The organism is Paenibacillus sp. lzh-N1 (assembly GCF_002872435.1).
Taxonomy (GTDB): domain Bacteria; phylum Bacillota; class Bacilli; order Paenibacillales; family Paenibacillaceae; genus Paenibacillus; species Paenibacillus polymyxa_C.
The window spans coordinates 5093408-5110067 of sequence record NZ_CP025696.1 but is presented as its reverse complement, the minus strand read 5'-3'; the positions used below and the strand labels follow the sequence as shown (position 1 = coordinate 5110067).

General features: G+C 46.0%; 13 protein-coding genes. 11 read left to right on the top strand and 2 right to left on the bottom strand.

Features of this window, described 5'->3' with window-relative positions; genetic code table 11:
• Positions 1-13: 13 nt before the first annotated feature.
• The 5 genes from C0638_RS22475 to C0638_RS22455 all read left to right on the top strand — a co-directional run bounded on the left by C0638_RS22475 (position 14) and on the right by C0638_RS22455 (position 6295).
• On the top strand, positions 14-901 hold the full coding sequence (locus tag C0638_RS22475) for a carbohydrate ABC transporter permease (protein WP_013370871.1): 888 nt from the start codon (positions 14-16) through the stop codon (positions 899-901).
• 26 nt (positions 902-927) lie between these two features.
• Positions 928-2574 carry a type 2 periplasmic-binding domain-containing protein gene (locus C0638_RS22470; protein ID WP_049825505.1) on the top strand — a complete coding sequence of 549 codons (1647 nt, stop codon included), beginning with the start codon at positions 928-930 and terminating at the stop codon, positions 2572-2574.
• Positions 2575-2618: 44 nt separating this feature from the next.
• Positions 2619-4580 carry a sensor histidine kinase gene (locus tag C0638_RS22465; protein WP_058710472.1) on the top strand — a complete coding sequence of 654 codons (1962 nt, stop codon included), beginning with the start codon at positions 2619-2621 and terminating at the stop codon, positions 4578-4580.
• The gene (locus C0638_RS22460; protein WP_040101495.1) at positions 4552-5352 is read left to right on the top strand and encodes a response regulator transcription factor; all 801 of its coding nucleotides are present in this window, start codon (positions 4552-4554) and stop codon (positions 5350-5352) included. The genes C0638_RS22465 and C0638_RS22460 overlap by 29 nt, the downstream gene beginning before the upstream one ends.
• Before the next feature lie 130 nt (positions 5353-5482).
• Positions 5483-6295 (top strand): DUF3891 family protein, encoded by an 813-nt coding sequence (locus C0638_RS22455; RefSeq protein ID WP_058710471.1) that lies wholly within the window; start codon positions 5483-5485, stop codon positions 6293-6295.
• A gap of 129 nt (positions 6296-6424) precedes the next feature.
• On the opposite strand, the gene C0638_RS25460 is transcribed toward C0638_RS22455, so the two are convergent.
• Positions 6425-6562, bottom strand: a complete 138-nt coding sequence (locus C0638_RS25460) for a hypothetical protein (RefSeq protein WP_013370876.1) — start codon at positions 6560-6562, stop codon at positions 6425-6427.
• Between the two features lie 255 nt (positions 6563-6817).
• Between C0638_RS25460 and C0638_RS22450 the strand changes: the two genes are divergently transcribed.
• From C0638_RS22450 to C0638_RS22425, 6 genes are all read left to right on the top strand, one after another.
• A complete protein-coding gene (locus tag C0638_RS22450; protein ID WP_025679046.1) occupies positions 6818-7963 on the top strand; it encodes a glucose-1-phosphate adenylyltransferase in 1146 nt (381 codons plus the stop codon).
• A gap of 23 nt (positions 7964-7986) precedes the next feature.
• A complete protein-coding gene (gene glgD / locus C0638_RS22445) occupies positions 7987-9090 on the top strand; it encodes a glucose-1-phosphate adenylyltransferase subunit GlgD (protein WP_013370878.1) in 1104 nt (367 codons plus the stop codon).
• A gap of 46 nt (positions 9091-9136) precedes the next feature.
• Positions 9137-11590 carry a glycogen/starch/alpha-glucan phosphorylase gene (locus C0638_RS22440; RefSeq protein WP_058710470.1) on the top strand — a complete coding sequence of 818 codons (2454 nt, stop codon included), beginning with the start codon at positions 9137-9139 and terminating at the stop codon, positions 11588-11590.
• 133 nt (positions 11591-11723) lie between these two features.
• A complete protein-coding gene (locus C0638_RS22435; protein WP_013370880.1) occupies positions 11724-12332 on the top strand; it encodes a DUF2062 domain-containing protein in 609 nt (202 codons plus the stop codon).
• A gap of 154 nt (positions 12333-12486) precedes the next feature.
• Positions 12487-13503 carry a hypothetical protein gene (locus tag C0638_RS22430; RefSeq protein WP_058710469.1) on the top strand — a complete coding sequence of 339 codons (1017 nt, stop codon included), beginning with the start codon at positions 12487-12489 and terminating at the stop codon, positions 13501-13503.
• 158 nt (positions 13504-13661) lie between these two features.
• The gene (locus C0638_RS22425; protein WP_058710468.1) at positions 13662-16337 is read left to right on the top strand and encodes a YhgE/Pip domain-containing protein; all 2676 of its coding nucleotides are present in this window, start codon (positions 13662-13664) and stop codon (positions 16335-16337) included.
• Between the two features lie 60 nt (positions 16338-16397).
• Here the strand turns inward: C0638_RS22425 and C0638_RS25235 are convergent, their stop codons facing one another.
• Positions 16398-16541, bottom strand: a complete 144-nt coding sequence (locus tag C0638_RS25235; RefSeq protein WP_158657706.1) for a hypothetical protein — start codon at positions 16539-16541, stop codon at positions 16398-16400.
• Positions 16542-16660: the final 119 nt, after the last annotated feature.

The following is a 16660-nucleotide window of genomic DNA, read 5'->3' as shown; positions in this document are numbered from 1 at the left end:
GGAGGACGGATGTATGCAGCTATTGCGACGCAGAACAGCAGGCGAAGCGATATTCGATTTATTTAACAACGTTTTTATGCTGGTCATTTGTTTTGTAACGTTATATCCCGTGTGGTATGTGCTGGTGAACTCCTTTAACGAAGGGGCAGACGCAATGCGAGGCGGCATTTACTGGTGGCCGAGACTCTTTAGTCTCAGCAGCTATCAGGCTGTATTTGCCAACAGCGGCATTATGACTGCGATGGGAGTAACGGTCGCCAAGACGCTAATCGGCACGATTGTGCATGTGTTTTTTACTGCCATGATTGCATATGCATATTCTCGTAGAGAGCTGATCGGGCGCAAGCTGTATATGCTGATCGGCACCATTACCCTGTTTTTTGGTGGGGGTTTGATTCCAACGTATTTGCTGATTCGTGATCTCGGGCTACTGGACAGCTTTTGGGTGTACATTATTCCTGCGATGTTCAGCTTTTTCGACCTTATTATTTTTATGGCTTTTTTTCGGGAACTGCCGGATGCACTGGAGGAAGCGGCGAAAATAGACGGAGCCAACGATTTCGGCATCTTTTGCCGGATTGTGCTTCCTGTATCCATGCCAGTAGTAGCGACAATTGCCTTGTTTCATGGGGTGTACCAGTGGAACGATTATTTTACAGGAATGATCTATATCAATAATACGGATCTTCAGCCGATTCAGACGTATTTGTACCGGGTTGTTGCCCAATCCAGCTCTAATCAAATGATGTCTGCCGCACCCGGGATTGTCGCCCAGTCCGTTACTTCACAATCGATCAAGCTGGCGACGATGGTCATAACGACTTTGCCGATTGTGCTGGTATACCCATTCCTGCAAAAATATTTTGTCAAAGGGCTAATGATTGGCTCGGTTAAGGGCTAGCACATCATCTAAGGGGGAGATTTATGATGAACATTCGTAAATGGCAAAAGGGGCTGTTGGCTGTTGTTCTGCTGGTAGGACCGCTCGTGGGATGTACGTCCGGTGGCAATGGCGCTGCCACGGAATTGAAAGATGAGAAGACAAAGGCTACGGCAGATGCGCCGGGCTGGAAGGCGGATACAGAGCCGATAACGTTTGACTGGTATTTGAATTTTTCCTGGTTCCCGAACAAGTGGGGGACGGATATGACTTCGAAGTATGTGACGCAAAAGACTGGAGTCAGTGTTAATTTTATCGTACCCGCAGGAAATGAAAATGAAAAACTGAATACCATGCTCGCCTCGGGCAAACTGCCTGATTTTGTCACGCTCAGTTGGGGAGAAGATGCAATCAAAAAAATGATCGAGGGCAAGATGGTGCTCCCACTTAACAAGTTGGCCGAGAAATATGATCCATATCTGATTAAAGTGGCAGACCCAGCTAAAATGTCATGGTATCGTCAAACAGACGGAAATGTATATGGGTATCCTAACGCGTCCTCTTCACCGCAGGATTACCAAAAATACGGCCAAAATTTTGTCTCCAATCAAACGTTTATGGTTCGTAAGGATATGTACGAGGCGATTGGCAAGCCGGATATGAGAACACCGGAAGGATTTTTGAAAGCGCTTCAAAAGGCGAAAGAGAAATTTCCGGAGGTGAACGGTCAGCCGCTGATCCCGATAGGGTTCCACGAATTTACGGATAACGGAAATTATTCTTTTGAAGACTATTTACTTAACTTTCTTGCCATTCCTCACGAGAAGGGCGGAAAACTGTATGACCGTCGTTCGGACGAAGAGTACATTCGCTGGCTCAAAACATTCCGCCAAGCCAATGAGCAGGGCCTGATCGCCAAGGACGTATTTATCGACAAACGTCCGCAAATGGAAGAAAAGGTGGCACAGGGACGGTATTTTGCCATGCTATATCAGCGGTCTGATTTTGCTACACAACAGGTGACATTGCATGCGAAAGATCCTAACTCCGTCTACATTGCAGTGGATGGACCTTCCAACAGTAAGCTGGACCCGCCGACGCTGGCCGGGCCAGGCATTTCCGGATGGACAGTGACACTTATTTCGAAGGATGTGAAAGACAAGGAGCGGGCTATTGAATTTCTGACTTATCTGATTAGTGAGGAAGGGAACCGTGATCTGTATCTGGGAGAGCAGGGAAAGTTGTGGGACACAGTTAACGGTAAGCCAGCCTTCAAGCCAGAGGTACTGGAGCTGCTGAACAAGGATCGCTCTGCTTTTGACAAAAAGTATGGCGCCTCCTCCACCTTCTGGATGCTGATGGATACAAATATGAGTTTGCAGTGGGCGCCGCCCAGCGTCGAGCCGTATAAGCAGCCGGAAGATTGGACGAAAGGCAAGACCCACAGCTTCTCCCAATATGAAAATATCAAACCGACCGGAACCTCGGCAGAAGGCATTGCGTCAGGCCAGATAGACAAAATTTGGGGCAAGGCATTACCGAAGCTGTTGCTGGCTTCCTCGGATGAGGAGTTCGATCAGCTGTTTGCCCGCTTTTTGGAAGACCGCAAAAAAGCAGGCTATGACAAGGTATTGGCTTATCAGCAAAAAGCCTATGAGGAAAACATCAAAAAAATGGAACAGTTCACGAAATGATCTCGTTCAATACTTTATTTATTGAATGCTAAGGATGTGATTTCATGTCAGGCCGTGTACGTTCACAGATGAAGAGCCTGCTGCGCCGTCACATATGGCAGTGGCTGACGGATACGGCCGATCAGCTAGGCGGTTGCTCTCTTCAAGTCAAGCTCATTGTCGCTTATATCGGAGTCATTTTAATCCCGGTTGTAGTGTTCTCACTTTATACCTTTCATCAATTGTACGAGAACACCATGCACGACATTACCGTACAAAATCAGTATGTACTCGATACAGAACTGGCCCAAATTCACAGTAATATGGAAATTATGGAGCGGACCGCACAGCTTGCGATTTCAGATCGCAACGTACTTCATTATCTAACCGAGGAACGTGAAATAAGCAGCGATGAGCTGGTTCAATTTAACTTAAATGTGTTTCCCAATTTACAGCACTTGCTCTACAGCAATCCCAACATTGAGAATATCCGGCTGTATACAAATAATCCCCAGGCCCATGAAATATGGCCCATGATTTTCAATGAATCACGCCTGCCTAAAACTTCCTGGCTGACAACAGCTCAACATCAGCAAGGAAGAATATGGTGGGATATATACAAGGGACCTAAGAGCTTATTGCAGGGGCAAGCAGGGCAGGAAAATGAAGCGGTACAGTATATGGCATTGCTGCGTGAAATTCAGGCAAGCGGAGGAAGACACGCAGGTTTGGTGGAAACCAATATGAGGCTAGAGCTCTTTTCGCCTAGAGTATTTGGTACCCCACCACGTGATTATGCATGGCAAATGTTCATTCTAAACGCCGAGGATTCCATTCCAAACGGTGGAAAATTAGTGTCTTCTGCCGATATAGCTACAGCTTCCATTCAACCTGATCCCATTCCGATCCCTCTGTCCCATGTGCACCATCTGTTACAGTCCCGCGTTCAGGGACAGGGTGGTGCTTTTGACTTTACCTATGGGAATAAGCCTTATCTTGGTTTGTACCGTTATATAGAAGGGCTGGATGCCTATCTGCTAAATATAGTGGCGCTGGATGGTCCGCTGAGTGACCTCCGTCACAAACGCAATGCCATGCTACTCATTATTTGTATATTGATATTGTTAATGTCCGTCATTTCTTATACTTTGCACGCTCTTATTCTCAAGCAGCTGCATACACTGCGTGAATCTATGAAAAGAGTACAGCAGGAGGGCGACTTTCAGCTTACAATCCCGGTATATGGGGGGGGAGAAGTCGCGGAGCTGGCTCTATATTTTCGCAGTTTGCTAAGTCGGATTAACGTGCTCATTGCTGAGGCTGTACAGAAGCAGGCCGCTGCTCAGGAGGCAGAATTGCAAGGACTCAAGCATCAGATTGATTCCCATTTTCTATATAATACATTGGAAAATTTAAAAATGATGGCGGAGATGGAACGACAATATCCGCTGTCAGATGCTCTCACTTCCCTGGGTTCGATGATGCGCTATAATCTTCAATGGTCCCGGCCGTGTGTTGCGTTGCGCGATGAAATTCGTCATATTCAGCATTATGTGGCCATTATGAACATTCGCCATGACAACCAAATTGGGCTGGACATCCGCCTGTCGTCAATGTTTATGGAACTGGAAATGCTGAAAATGTCGCTGCAGCCTATAGTCGAAAATGCAATAAAGCACGGTTGGAGTACATTGCGAAGACCATTCCTCATCACCATTGAAGCCTACTCCAAGCAGGATATCGTTGAATTGCGTATACAGGATAACGGAGTGGGGATATCTGAAGAAAGAAAGAATGCCATTATGGCTGGTCTGATGCATTCGGATATGGATTCCTACGAGCCCGGAATGCATGGAGGGATCGGCTTGTATAATGTGCATCGCCGTTTGAGTATGCAGTATGGCGTAGGTTATGGCATTAAACTGGACAGCATTCCCGGCCAATCGACGACAGTAACCCTGGTTTTGCCTAGACGTCATATTACGAGGGGGGAGGACTATGACGACCAAGCTGTTGATTGCGGATGACGAAAAGAACATTCGAATGGGGCTTCAAGCCATGATCGAACGGGAATACTCCGGTCTCTATGAATTCGTGCTGGTTAAGGACGGAAAGGAAGCCTGGCAGCATGTAATGGAGTTTTCACCCGAGTTGGTGATAACGGATATCCGTATGCCGGTTATGGATGGAATTATGCTGATGCAGCATATTCGCAAGCTGGAGCCAAGAGACAGACCTTTGGTGATCATTCTCAGTGGATATGACGAGTTCCAATATGCGCGCGAAGCGATTCGCTGCGGAGCACGGGAGTATTTGCTGAAGCCGATCGTGAGGGAGGAGCTGTTCGGTGCGCTAGCAGTTTTGAACGAAGAATTGCAGCAACGGAACTCTCTATTAAATGATCGTGATGATAGCGGGGAGATAGATAGACAGCCTGGCAGAACGGACGTTGCTAGTGCGATTGCTGATAGAAGCGGCAGCATGACGCGAGCAATCCAGTACATCCATGCTCATTTCAGCGAGGATTTGAACATGGCGGTAGTATCCAATTCAGTATCCTTGAATTATACGTATTTTAGTCAGGCATTCAAAGCCTATACAGGTCTTAGCTTTGTTCAATATTTAAAAAGGCTGCGCATTGCAGAAGCCAAAAAGCTGCTGGGGCGTCAGGAGGGCAGGATTTATGAAATTGCGGCTACTGTGGGCTTTGACAATGCCAAGCATTTTAACAAGGTGTTCCGTGAACTGGAAGGGATGTCTCCGCAGCAGTTTCGATTGAAGAATCTAGGGGGTAATTGAAAGTGAGGATGGAGAAAACTTCACTGCCTTTTTACCCTTATCCTGATATAATGAATGAAGGTAAACATAACCATGGCCTTCGATAGTTTGTACACATATCAGATAGACGCCTAACGGAAGGGGATAGCATATGGTTATTTATGAAACGGATCAAGCTTATATCATGACGACGCAGCATGACCATGCCCATATTTCAGGTGAGTTGGCTTCACAGTGGGAAGACAGTGCCTTTAAGAATAGACGCCATAAACAGGATTTTATATATGCAGCGAGGGAGCATGACCGGGGATGGATTAGGCTGGACGCTGCTCCTTTCTGGAATGATTATGTGTCAGCACCTTATACGTTTATCGATTTTCCGCTTACTCCGCGTTTTGTTTTTTATCGTCTCGGGATTGATGAAGTCGAGCAAGAGAATGCGTATGCGGCGTTGCTGTGCAGCTTGATGTACAAGGAGCTCGTCGGACGGACCGAGCATGAAAAAGCTCAGGACAAGCAGATTACGCATGCTTATCAAGGAGCAGAGGAACAGCGTCGCCAGAGGCTCAGACAGGAGCTGACATGCGGCGTAACCTTCGAACATCAAGTGCGGACGGATGTACGGAGAATGTTGTTTTGCGACGAATTAAGTCTGTTTTTATGCAGCCGAGAGCCGGGTACCCCTACAGCAGATTATGAATGGTTTGCTGAAGGGTTGAGCTTCCCGGCTGTTCGTCATGAAAGCGAACGGGTTCGGGCTGAGTGGTTATCGGATCAGACGGTAGGTTTGTCCTTTTTTCCTTTCAAGGGCAATGTAGAGATTACTCATACCTTCAAGAAGGTGAGTAAAGAGAACATTCGTACCTCGGGTCTTCTAGAAGCGTACCGTTCCTCCGAATGCACGCATCGAACCTTTACCATTGAACATATCATGGAAGTAGAAGAACAGAAGGAGAATGCTTGACCGTCTAATGATTCAGCCTCGAACCGATGTGTTGTGCGTTGTTCGTGGTTGCAGAGCAGCGTCAGAGCAGAGCCTCCCTGAACAATTATTCAGAGAGGCTCGCGTGTTTCTTGCTTTAAAATTTAACGATTACGATTTTGCAGATGTTTTTGCACGGTTGACCATCGTCTGTACCTTATTCAATACCTTATCGCGTGCTCCTTTATTTTTCATCAGATACGTTACACCCATTCCCAATGCTGCTACTACCCATTTTTTATTCTTCATCAATAACGCCTCCTTATGATCATGCTGTCATACGCTAATGCCTAAAAAGTATCCAAAATGTGAAATGATGAACAGGATTTTACGATTTAGTGATTCCTTGCACTCGTTCCGCATAACTATCATTTACCCTTTCCATCACATCTTACCCGTTCCCTTGGTAATGAAACGATTACGACTGTCTTTTCACGTTTAATGGATATTATCAAATATCCTGCCACAATGGCTTCAGACGCACATGACAGGGAGGTCTTTGTTATGAGAAAGAAGGAAGTGGTTGCCATGCTGCTGGCCGGCGGACAAGGCAAAAGACTCAAAGGACTGACCCGCACATTAGCCAAACCGGCAGTGTTTTTTGGAGGAACTTACCGTATTATTGATTTTCCTCTCAGTAACTGTTCTCATTCAGGAATAGACACCGTTGGGGTGTTGACCCAATATGAACCGTTGGTGCTTCATTCCTATATAGGCGTAGGCAGCGATTGGGATTTGGACCGCCTGGATGGAGGAGTTTTCGTTTTACCACCACACGAGAAAGAAAATGGAAACAACTGGTACCGAGGTACGGCGGATGCGATTTATCGGAACCTGCATTTCTTGGACCAGTATGACCCGGAGCATGTGCTCATTTTGTCAGGGGATCACATTTATAAAATGGACTATAGTCGAATGCTCGACTACCACAAGGAAAAGGGAGCTGATTGCACCATTTCGGTCATCAATGTCCCCATTCAAGAGGCCCAACGGTTTGGGATACTGAACGCCGATGAGGACCTGAGAATATACGACTTTGAGGAAAAGCCTGAACAGCCGAAAAGCACATTGGCCTCTATGGGTATTTATTTATTCAAATGGGATGTGTTGCGTCACTACTTACTGGAAAGCGCAAGTGATTCTGAATCTTCACACGATTTTGGTAAAGACATCATTCCGCTATTGCTTCAGCATGGCCGGTCGCTGTATGCGTACCCGTTTGCTGGGTATTGGAAGGATGTAGGCACAATTCAGAGCTTGTGGGAATCTAATATGGATCTTCTGGTTCAGGACCCGCCGCTAGATCTGAATGACCCGTTCTGGCGCATCTATACCCGCAGCCCCAATCAGCCTGCCCAGTATATAACCCAACGGGCGATCCTGAAAAACAGCATCGTAAATGAAGGCTGCATGGTGGATGGAGAAGTAAGGCACTCCGTACTGTTTTATGGGGTTGAAGTCGGTGAAGGGAGCGTTATTACCGATTCTGTCATCATGCCGAATGTAAAAATCGGACGCAATGTACGTATTCATCGGGCTATCGTAAATGAGAACATGGTTATTGAAGACAACGCAGTCATTGGACCTGAAGATAGTCTGGATGAGATTATTTTGTTCGATCAGGAAAGCCAGCTTCATGCACGAATATAACTCGGATAAGGACGGTGTCCGCTATGAGCCGACTCATTGGAGTGATCAACCTGGATCACGAATTGGATCAATTGAAGGAGTTGACTTATTTTCGGTGCGGGGCCGCCGTACCCTTTGCTAGTCGATATCGGCTCATTGATTTCACCTTATCCAATATGATGCATGCAGGGGTGCATGATATTGCACTGTTTATCCGCCGCAAATACCGTTCGTTGCTGGATCATTTGGGTGAAGGTCGGCCATGGGATTTAGACCGCAGAAGAGGCGGGTTGTTTATTTTGCCACCGGACTGGAACGATCCGACGGACACATCACGTGGGGATTTGCAGCATGTGCACAACAATCTGGACTTTTTCCATCGCTCATCAGGGCAAACCATTGTTCATGCAGGAACTCAGCATATCAACAAGGTTGATATAGAGGATGTATACCGATATCATCTGGAGAAGAACGCGGATGTCACCCTCGTATACAAACCCATACACCAGCTCGAAACGGAGCATGCACCGTGTGTACGGCTGGAGATTGATGAGAGCGGACGAGTGACCGGTATTCATCAGGAGCAGGATCATCATAATATTTATCTAGAAATGTTTGTGATGGACAAAAGCTTGTATCTGGATCAGGTAAAGCATTGCATTGCTCATCAGGATAGTCATTTCTTTCGCGATGCGATTCAGAAAAATCCAAGTGGCCTGCGCATCTACGCGTATCGCTATGATGGTTATCATGCAGTTATTAATTCCATTGAAAGCTACTATAAAAATAGCATGAAACTGCTGGATCAGGAGCAATATCAAGCTCTGTTCCAGAATCAGCCGGTGCATACCAAAATCAAGTATGAAGCCCCGACTCGTTATACGTACAGCGCCGAGGTGGATCATTCCCTTGTTGCCAATGGCTGCACCATTGGGGGAAAGGTCGAGAACAGCATTCTTTTTCGTGGCGTGCGGGTAGAGGAGGGCGCGCGGGTAAGCAACTCGATTATTATGCAAAAATGCGTCATCCGTAAAGGGGCAGTTGTGCAGAATGTGGTTTTGGATAAGGACGTGCAGCTTTCACCGGATCGAACTCTGATTGGCGACATTAGAGTTCCCTATGTGATTGCCAAGAATAGCGTGATTTAATAGATCATACTTAGCCATAAAAACGGAATTAACAGGAGGTACAACTTTGTTCAGCAATAAAGAAGCATTTAAGCAGGCTTTTCGAGAGCAACTGGTCGGAAGGCTGGGTAAATCGATGCAGGAGGCTCAGTCGGAAGACGTATATAAGGTTTTGGGTGGCATGATTCGTGAACAAGTCGGCAAGAATTGGGCCGAAACAAACCAAGCCTACAAAGAAGGACAAGAGAAGCAGGTTTATTATTTTTCACTGGAATTTTTAATAGGTCGTCTATTGGGCAATAATCTGCTGAATTTGGGCGTATTGGATATGGTTCGACAGGCATTAGGGGAATTGGGCTGGGATCTGGAGGAAATTGAAGCACAGGAAGCGGATGCTGGGCTAGGCAATGGTGGTCTTGGCCGTCTGGCGGCTTGTTTCATGGACTCATTAGCATCCCTTGGCTATGCAGGACATGGCTGCGGAATTCGATATAAATATGGTCTGTTTGAGCAGCGTATTGTGGACGGAAATCAGGTCGAACTACCGGATTACTGGCTACAGAAAGGGAATGTATGGGAGGAACGCCGTCCTGACAAAAAGGTCGAGGTTCATTTTTGGGGACGCGTGGAAACCCGTGAACAAGATGGACGTCTTGTGTTCGAGACACGGGATGCCGAAACAGTCTGGGCTGTCCCTTACGATATTCCGCTGGTCGGCTATGGTCATGCGCAGGTAAACACGCTGCGGATTTGGAGTGCGGAATCCGCGCTTGATCCCGTTCGAGGACCAATTCGAGGAGAGGGCGGTTATTACCGCTTTCTCGACTACAATCGATCAGTAGAATCCATCTCGGCCTTTCTCTATCCGGATGATTCCAATTATGAGGGCAAGCTGCTTCGCTTGAAGCAGCAGTATTTCCTCTGCTCGGCTGGATTACAGAGTATTTTGCGTACGTTTGAGAAGCTTCGTTTACCTTACAGCCAGTTGCCCGATAAAATAGCACTGCACATTAACGATACCCATCCGACGCTGGTTATACCGGAACTGATGCGTATTTTGATGGATGTGAAAGGCTTGGGGTGGGATGAAGCGTGGGATATTACGACACGGGCCATTTCATATACGAATCATACGATATTAAGTGAGGCGCTGGAACAATGGCCCGTCAACATGGTGAGAGAACTGCTTCCTCGGATTTACTTGATCATTGAAGAAATGAACAAACGTTATTGCGCTATGCTATTAGAGCGTTATCCGGGTCAGGATATCAAAATTGGCGAAATGGCGATTATTCACGGTGAACAAATTCGCATGGCTCATTTGGCTATCGTCGGCAGTTATAGCGTTAACGGAGTGGCTGCATTGCATACGAAAATTTTGAAGGAACGAGAGATGAAATCATTTCATGAACTATATCCTGACCGGTTTAATAATAAAACAAATGGGATTGCCCATCGCCGTTGGCTGATGCACGCCAACCCGGAGCTGGCAAGCTTGTGTGATGAGACGCTCGGTGTACGCTGGAGAACCCGTCCACGCGAGCTCATTGACCTGCTTCGTTACAGCGGGGACGAATCGTTCCAAAAACGAATTCAGGCGATTAAGCAAAATAATAAGATCAGGCTTGCTGAGCATGTATTTGCAAAACAGGGTGTTCGACTGGATACATCCTCCATTTTTGATGTGCAGGTCAAAAGGTTGCACGGATATAAGCGACAACTGCTCAATATTTTGCATGTGATGCATCTATACAACCAGCTCAAAACTAATCCTGCACTGGATGCAACGCCACGCACATTCATTTTTGGTGCGAAAGCAGCCCCCGGTTATTTTCTCGCCAAACAGACGATTAAGCTCATTAACAATGTGGCAGACACCATCAATCGGGATATAGATGTCAAGGACAAGCTGAAAGTCGTTTTTCTTGAAAATTATTCGGTCTCGTTGGCGGAGCTGATTATTCCTGCGGCGGATGTCAGTGAACAGATTTCTACGGCAGGCAAGGAAGCATCAGGTACAGGCAACATGAAATTTATGATGAACGGCGCACTGACTCTGGGCACATTAGACGGTGCTAATGTTGAAATGCACGAAATGGTAGGCGATGCCAACATGTTCATTTTTGGATTGAAGGTAGATCAGATTGAGGACTATTATCGGAATGGACAGTATTCGGCACGCAAAACAGCCAACAGTGATGAAAGATTGCGTGAAGTGCTGGATCAACTGGTGAATGATGCTCCTTTTACGCGGCATGAACGGGAATTTGAGGCCATTTATCAATCCCTGATTGATCATAATGATGAATACTTTGTGCTTAAAGATTTTGCCGCTTATGTAGATGCGCAGGCTCATATTGAGCAGGTGTACCGGAATCCCTCGGAGTGGACACGACGTGCTATTGTAAATATCGCTCATTCTGGAAAATTCTCCAGTGATTGTACAATCCAGCAATACGCGACAGAGATTTGGGACCTTGTACCTTTATCGAGCGATGTCAATAAGCGAATTGTGTTCTAAAATAGCGAAACAGGCGGAATAGCATTGCTTTTCGAACGCTGAGGGTTATAATGACAGTATAGACTAAGTAAGGATGGGAGTTGTTCGACCTCATTCCTGAACTTGAATACGTACTGTTGAAGGAGTCCTCCTATTGATAAAGTTCAATCCGAAAAGGCTCAAACCTCATAAATCAAAGAAGAAATACAACGTGTTTCAAAATATATGGCGGGCAATTCGTCTGAATTTTATCAAGCTGTTGCGCGCCCCTGGAGGAGTTAAAAAGATCTCTTTGGGCTTCGCCATTGGCTTTGGTCTGGAAATGATCGTGATTTCCACGGCTTCTCTGGTATACCTCGTGTTTTATCCGATTGTTCGGTTGTCTGGTGGTTCGCTGCCTGCGGCCATTGTGGGAAACGTTGTAGGCAAGCTGACCTTTTTGCCGATTGTACTGATGCCATTCGCCAAGCAACTGGGAGCTTGGATTTATCCATCACATTATCCGGTGCATGTCAGGGGCGGTCGACTTCACGAGCATTCTTTTATGGAGCTTTTTCACGGCAACTGGTCTGTATTCAGAGACCTACTGCACGGAGGTCTCCACATCCTGATCGGCATGTCCATTTTCGGTATCGTGCTGGGTATAATTTCGTATTTTGTCATTCAGGTTTTGTATAACCGTTCGCTGCACAAACGGTTGGAAAAACGGAAGCTGCGTCATGGCGCAGGATTTTCGCCTACCCGATTGCTGAAGAATGGATAATTTAATGCAAAAGAAGAAGCTCCTTAAGCCTATCTTGTAGGCCTAAGGGGCTTCTTCTTTTGGATTTATGCAACTTTTTACTTTTGTGGCACGTCTAAGGATTATGTGTACTTGTATCCTATGAGTATTTATAGACACAGGAGGAATCGACGAAATGAACAAATGGAATTCTATCACAGCTACAGTCGCAGCACTCTCAATCCTGTTGGGAACGGCTCCAGTTGTAATGGCACAGCAACCCGCTGCTGCCACAACCACAGCTTCAAATGCACAAACTTCTGTTAACCTGGACCCGACCGCCACTAAGCGTCTGACGGATGTCCTAAACACATTAGCAGGGAAACAAACGATAGAGTTTACAAGTGCGGACACTGACGCATGGACGGTTTACGGTACCTTGAAAGGGACAGCAAATGCAGATTTCATCCAAAATTATGATTCCAAGAAAGGAATCGTGCAGTCCACCAGCATCATTTATAAGGCCGCTGATATGGATAAGGTGATGCCCCCTAATTTGCGCAGTAAAGTTGCGTCATTCCTGAAAACATTCGATACCGATAAAGTTTTCAAAATAGAGGCCATCTGGCGTGTATATTCCCCGATTGACGAAGGAGGATTCAAAAATTACTGGGTGCTATGGGGGAAAAACCAAAGCATTTATATTCACCTTGATCAAGGAAATAAAATAACGGCCAGCTTTTTGTACCCACTCAAAGACGTTAAAGCTGCCCTGATCAACAAAGCGAACCGTTCGCTAAAAACACTGGGCATTCCTACAATGAAACCGTTTGAATATACGCTTCGTCAGCGAGAGGACAACGATACCATCTGGCACTTTAGGGATGAGAGCGACACAAACAGCGTACAGATCGGCGTGAAAACCGGTAAAGTATGGGCTGTAAAAAATGAGCATGGCATGGACTGGGATGGAGATAAGGATTTTGCCAAAGCATTTGCCAAGCCCAAGCTCAGTAAAAATCAGGCCCTTTCAGCTGCCAAGTCGAAAGTACAATCCCTTTTTGGAATTAATTTGAAGGGATATACCGTGCAAATAAAGAAAAACGAATATACATTCTTGAAAAAAGATGCAGCTACCGTTGTGGGGAAAATCAATAAAAAGAACGTATTCTACTCACTGGAAGCTATACCTGCAAATGGAATTAGAAATTAAGTAAAAGGGATTTCATAAAAAGCGTATGATCTGTAAAAGAGTCGTACGCTTTTTAGCAATCATTTTTATAATATTCGCTTCTGCCGCTCAAATCGTTTACAATACGTGTGCATACAACACTGGACGAAAGGTTAATGTACATATGAGGAGTGGTGAAGTTGCGGAAGATATGGCAAATCTACTTAACAGACTGGAGAAATGTTTTCAAAGTATCGACCGGGACTTTATTAGTCTTTGGCATCATTCTTTTGCCTTCCGTCTATGCATGGGTGAATTTGAAAGCAATGTGGGACCCATATGCGAATACATCTGGTATTAAAATTGCAGTAACCAGCCAAGATCAGGGGGCTGAGGTGAATGGTAAAAAGATTAATATCGGTGACGAGGTTATACATAACCTTCATAATAACAAGAAGCTGGGTTGGACTTTTGTCAATGAAGCAGAAGCACGAAAAGGGGTGCTGAACGGTGATTATTATGCCAGTCTGCTGATCCCAAAGGATTTTTCAGAGAAAATTACGAGTGTGCTTACAGAAAATCCGCAAAAGCCGGAGATTGATTATGCTGTGAATGAAAAAATCAATGCAGTAGCTCCGAAAATTACATCCTCAGGGGCAACCTCTCTGACAAACCAAATTAGTCAAAACTTTATTGAAACGGCCAGCCAGGCGGTTTTGACGAAATTAAAGGAAGCCGGAGTAAAGCTGGAAGAGGAGCTTCCGACAATTCGCAACATTGAAAATCGGGTGCTGGAGCTAAATAATCGATTGCCTGATATCGATCGGTTGGGTAAGCAGGCATTAGAGCTGGAGCAGAATTTACCGAAAATTAAGGCTCAGGGCCAAAAGATCATTGCATTGAAGGAAAAAATTCCTGAAATCAACCGCGCTGGAGATCTGGTGCTCAAAATTGACAAAAACCTGCCTGAGCTGGACAAGGTGGGTGCAGTCATTTTGGATATCCAAAAAAGACTGCCCGATATTCAAAAAGCTGGTGATCGAATTGTTGAACTGGATCAGAACTTCAGTAAGGTAGAAAGTGCACTGGCTACCGCCTTGGAGGACACGCAAACGGCCCTTAAGGTCATTAATGCTGCCCGGACAGCACTGCCGGAAGTACAAAAAATAGCCGATACAGGCAAGGATTTTACAACTGGTATACTCGACTTTCTGGATAAAAACGAGGGTGCGCTTGATTCGATCGGAACCGTAGTAAAAGAAGATTTACAGCTGGTGCAACAAATTGCGAATGAAGTTTCACAGATTACAGGTATCATTCGTGGTGTGGATTTTGATCCCAAAGCAGCACAAGCTGCAGCGAATCGGATTAGCGGCAGGCTCACGACTGCTGTAGGTGTATTGGATCATATTTCTCAATTGCTGAACCGTGTGAATGGGTATTTGCCTAGCCAGCCACTGGATTCACTTATTTCCCGGATAAGCGGGGTAGAGGATCGCTTTCGCCGATTGAATAGCACGGTTACTAGCATCGGGGATGCTATTCAGCGCGGTGAGAAACCAGCCCAAAATCTGCTGGATGATGCTGACCGCCTTGCAGGAGAAATCAGTAGCGGAATTGACAGCATTTTGGACAATTATGATACGGAATATGCACCTGCCATTCAAAAGGCGCTGGATCAAATCAAATCCGTTGCCCGCAATACTGCCAATGTGTTGGCCACTGCTCAAGAGCAGCTCCCGAATATTGAAAAGCTACTAAATGACGCACAGGCCGCTGCCGAATTCGGGCAGCAAGAGCTAACACGTCTCCAGCAGGACTTGCCACAATATCGTCAAAAACTGCATGAAGCCGCTACGACGATTCAGGGACGCATGGGCGAGTTTACGAATGCTGTGAACAAAGCGGCAGACTTCGTGAAGCACGATTTGCCAACGGTTAAAAGTAAAATTCATCAGGCGGCAAACTTTGTACGTAATGATTTGCCGAAGGCGGAACAACAGTTTATTAAGATGGCGGACTTGATTGAAAACAAATTTCCTGAAGCTGAAAAAGCGGTACACCAGGTAGCCAATTTTGTCAGAACCGATCTTCCTGCTGCCGAGGATTCCATACGTCAGGCAGCAGACACGATCCGCAAGCTTAAGGGTGAAAATGCACTCGGAAGAGCGATTGCGTTGCTTAAGGGAGATGTGAAAAAGGAAAGTGATTTCCTCGGTAGCCCGGTATCGCTGAAGCAGGAGCGGATATACCCGATTCCTAACTACGGCTCTGCGATGTCACCTTTTTATACTACATTATCGATTTGGGTAGGTGCGATGCTGCTGGTCTCCATGTTCAGGGTAGATGTGGATGACCCGGAAGGTCAATATAAAAGCTACCAGGTATATTTCGGACGGCTAATGACCTTCTCCACAATTGGTATTTTTCAGGCGCTAAGTGTATCTCTCGGTGATTTGTTTCTGCTGGGAACATATGTGGATGCCAAAGTAGCATTTGTACTGTCCTCTATGCTGATCAGTCTGGTGTTTACGGCCATGACCTATACCTTGGTTTCAGTGTTCGGCAATATCGGCAAGGGTCTCGCAGTCATCCTGCTGGTGCTCCAATTCTCCAGTTCAGGGGGGACATTTCCCATTGCGACGAGTACAGTTTTCTTTCAGACCCTGAATCCGTTCGTACCGTTCACCTATGCGGTTAGTCTGTTGCGGGAAACGGTAGGAGGGATGTTGCCTTCAACGGTAACACGAGATGTAGTGATGCTGTTTGTGTTTATCGGAATTTGCTTCTTGTTTGGATTGGTGCTTAAGAAGCCGCTTAGCAAACATACGAAGAAAATGGCCGAGCGAGCGAAAGAAACGAAATTGATTCCTTGATTGTTGAAAAAAGAGTGAGTTACGGTGGTTAAGGTGAGCGGCTCCGCGAAGGATTTGATCTTACGATCGCTGACGCTTCTCCAGATTCAAATCTTTCTCTCCGCTGGTAACCACCGTAAAGTCACTTCTTTTAACATTCGGTGGGTAGTATGAGGAGGGCCTCCGCAAGTAATGCTTCGGCATGGTGCGGAGGCTTTTTTGCATGCGCTATCCACCTTTTAAAATGCATTTTGGGGTGTTTCAAAGGGGGGTTATTCTGGTGAATGAAGTAGGTATGGTCTTTTTTTATGCAATTTTTCGGAATTTAAAAAAATCCTTAAGCA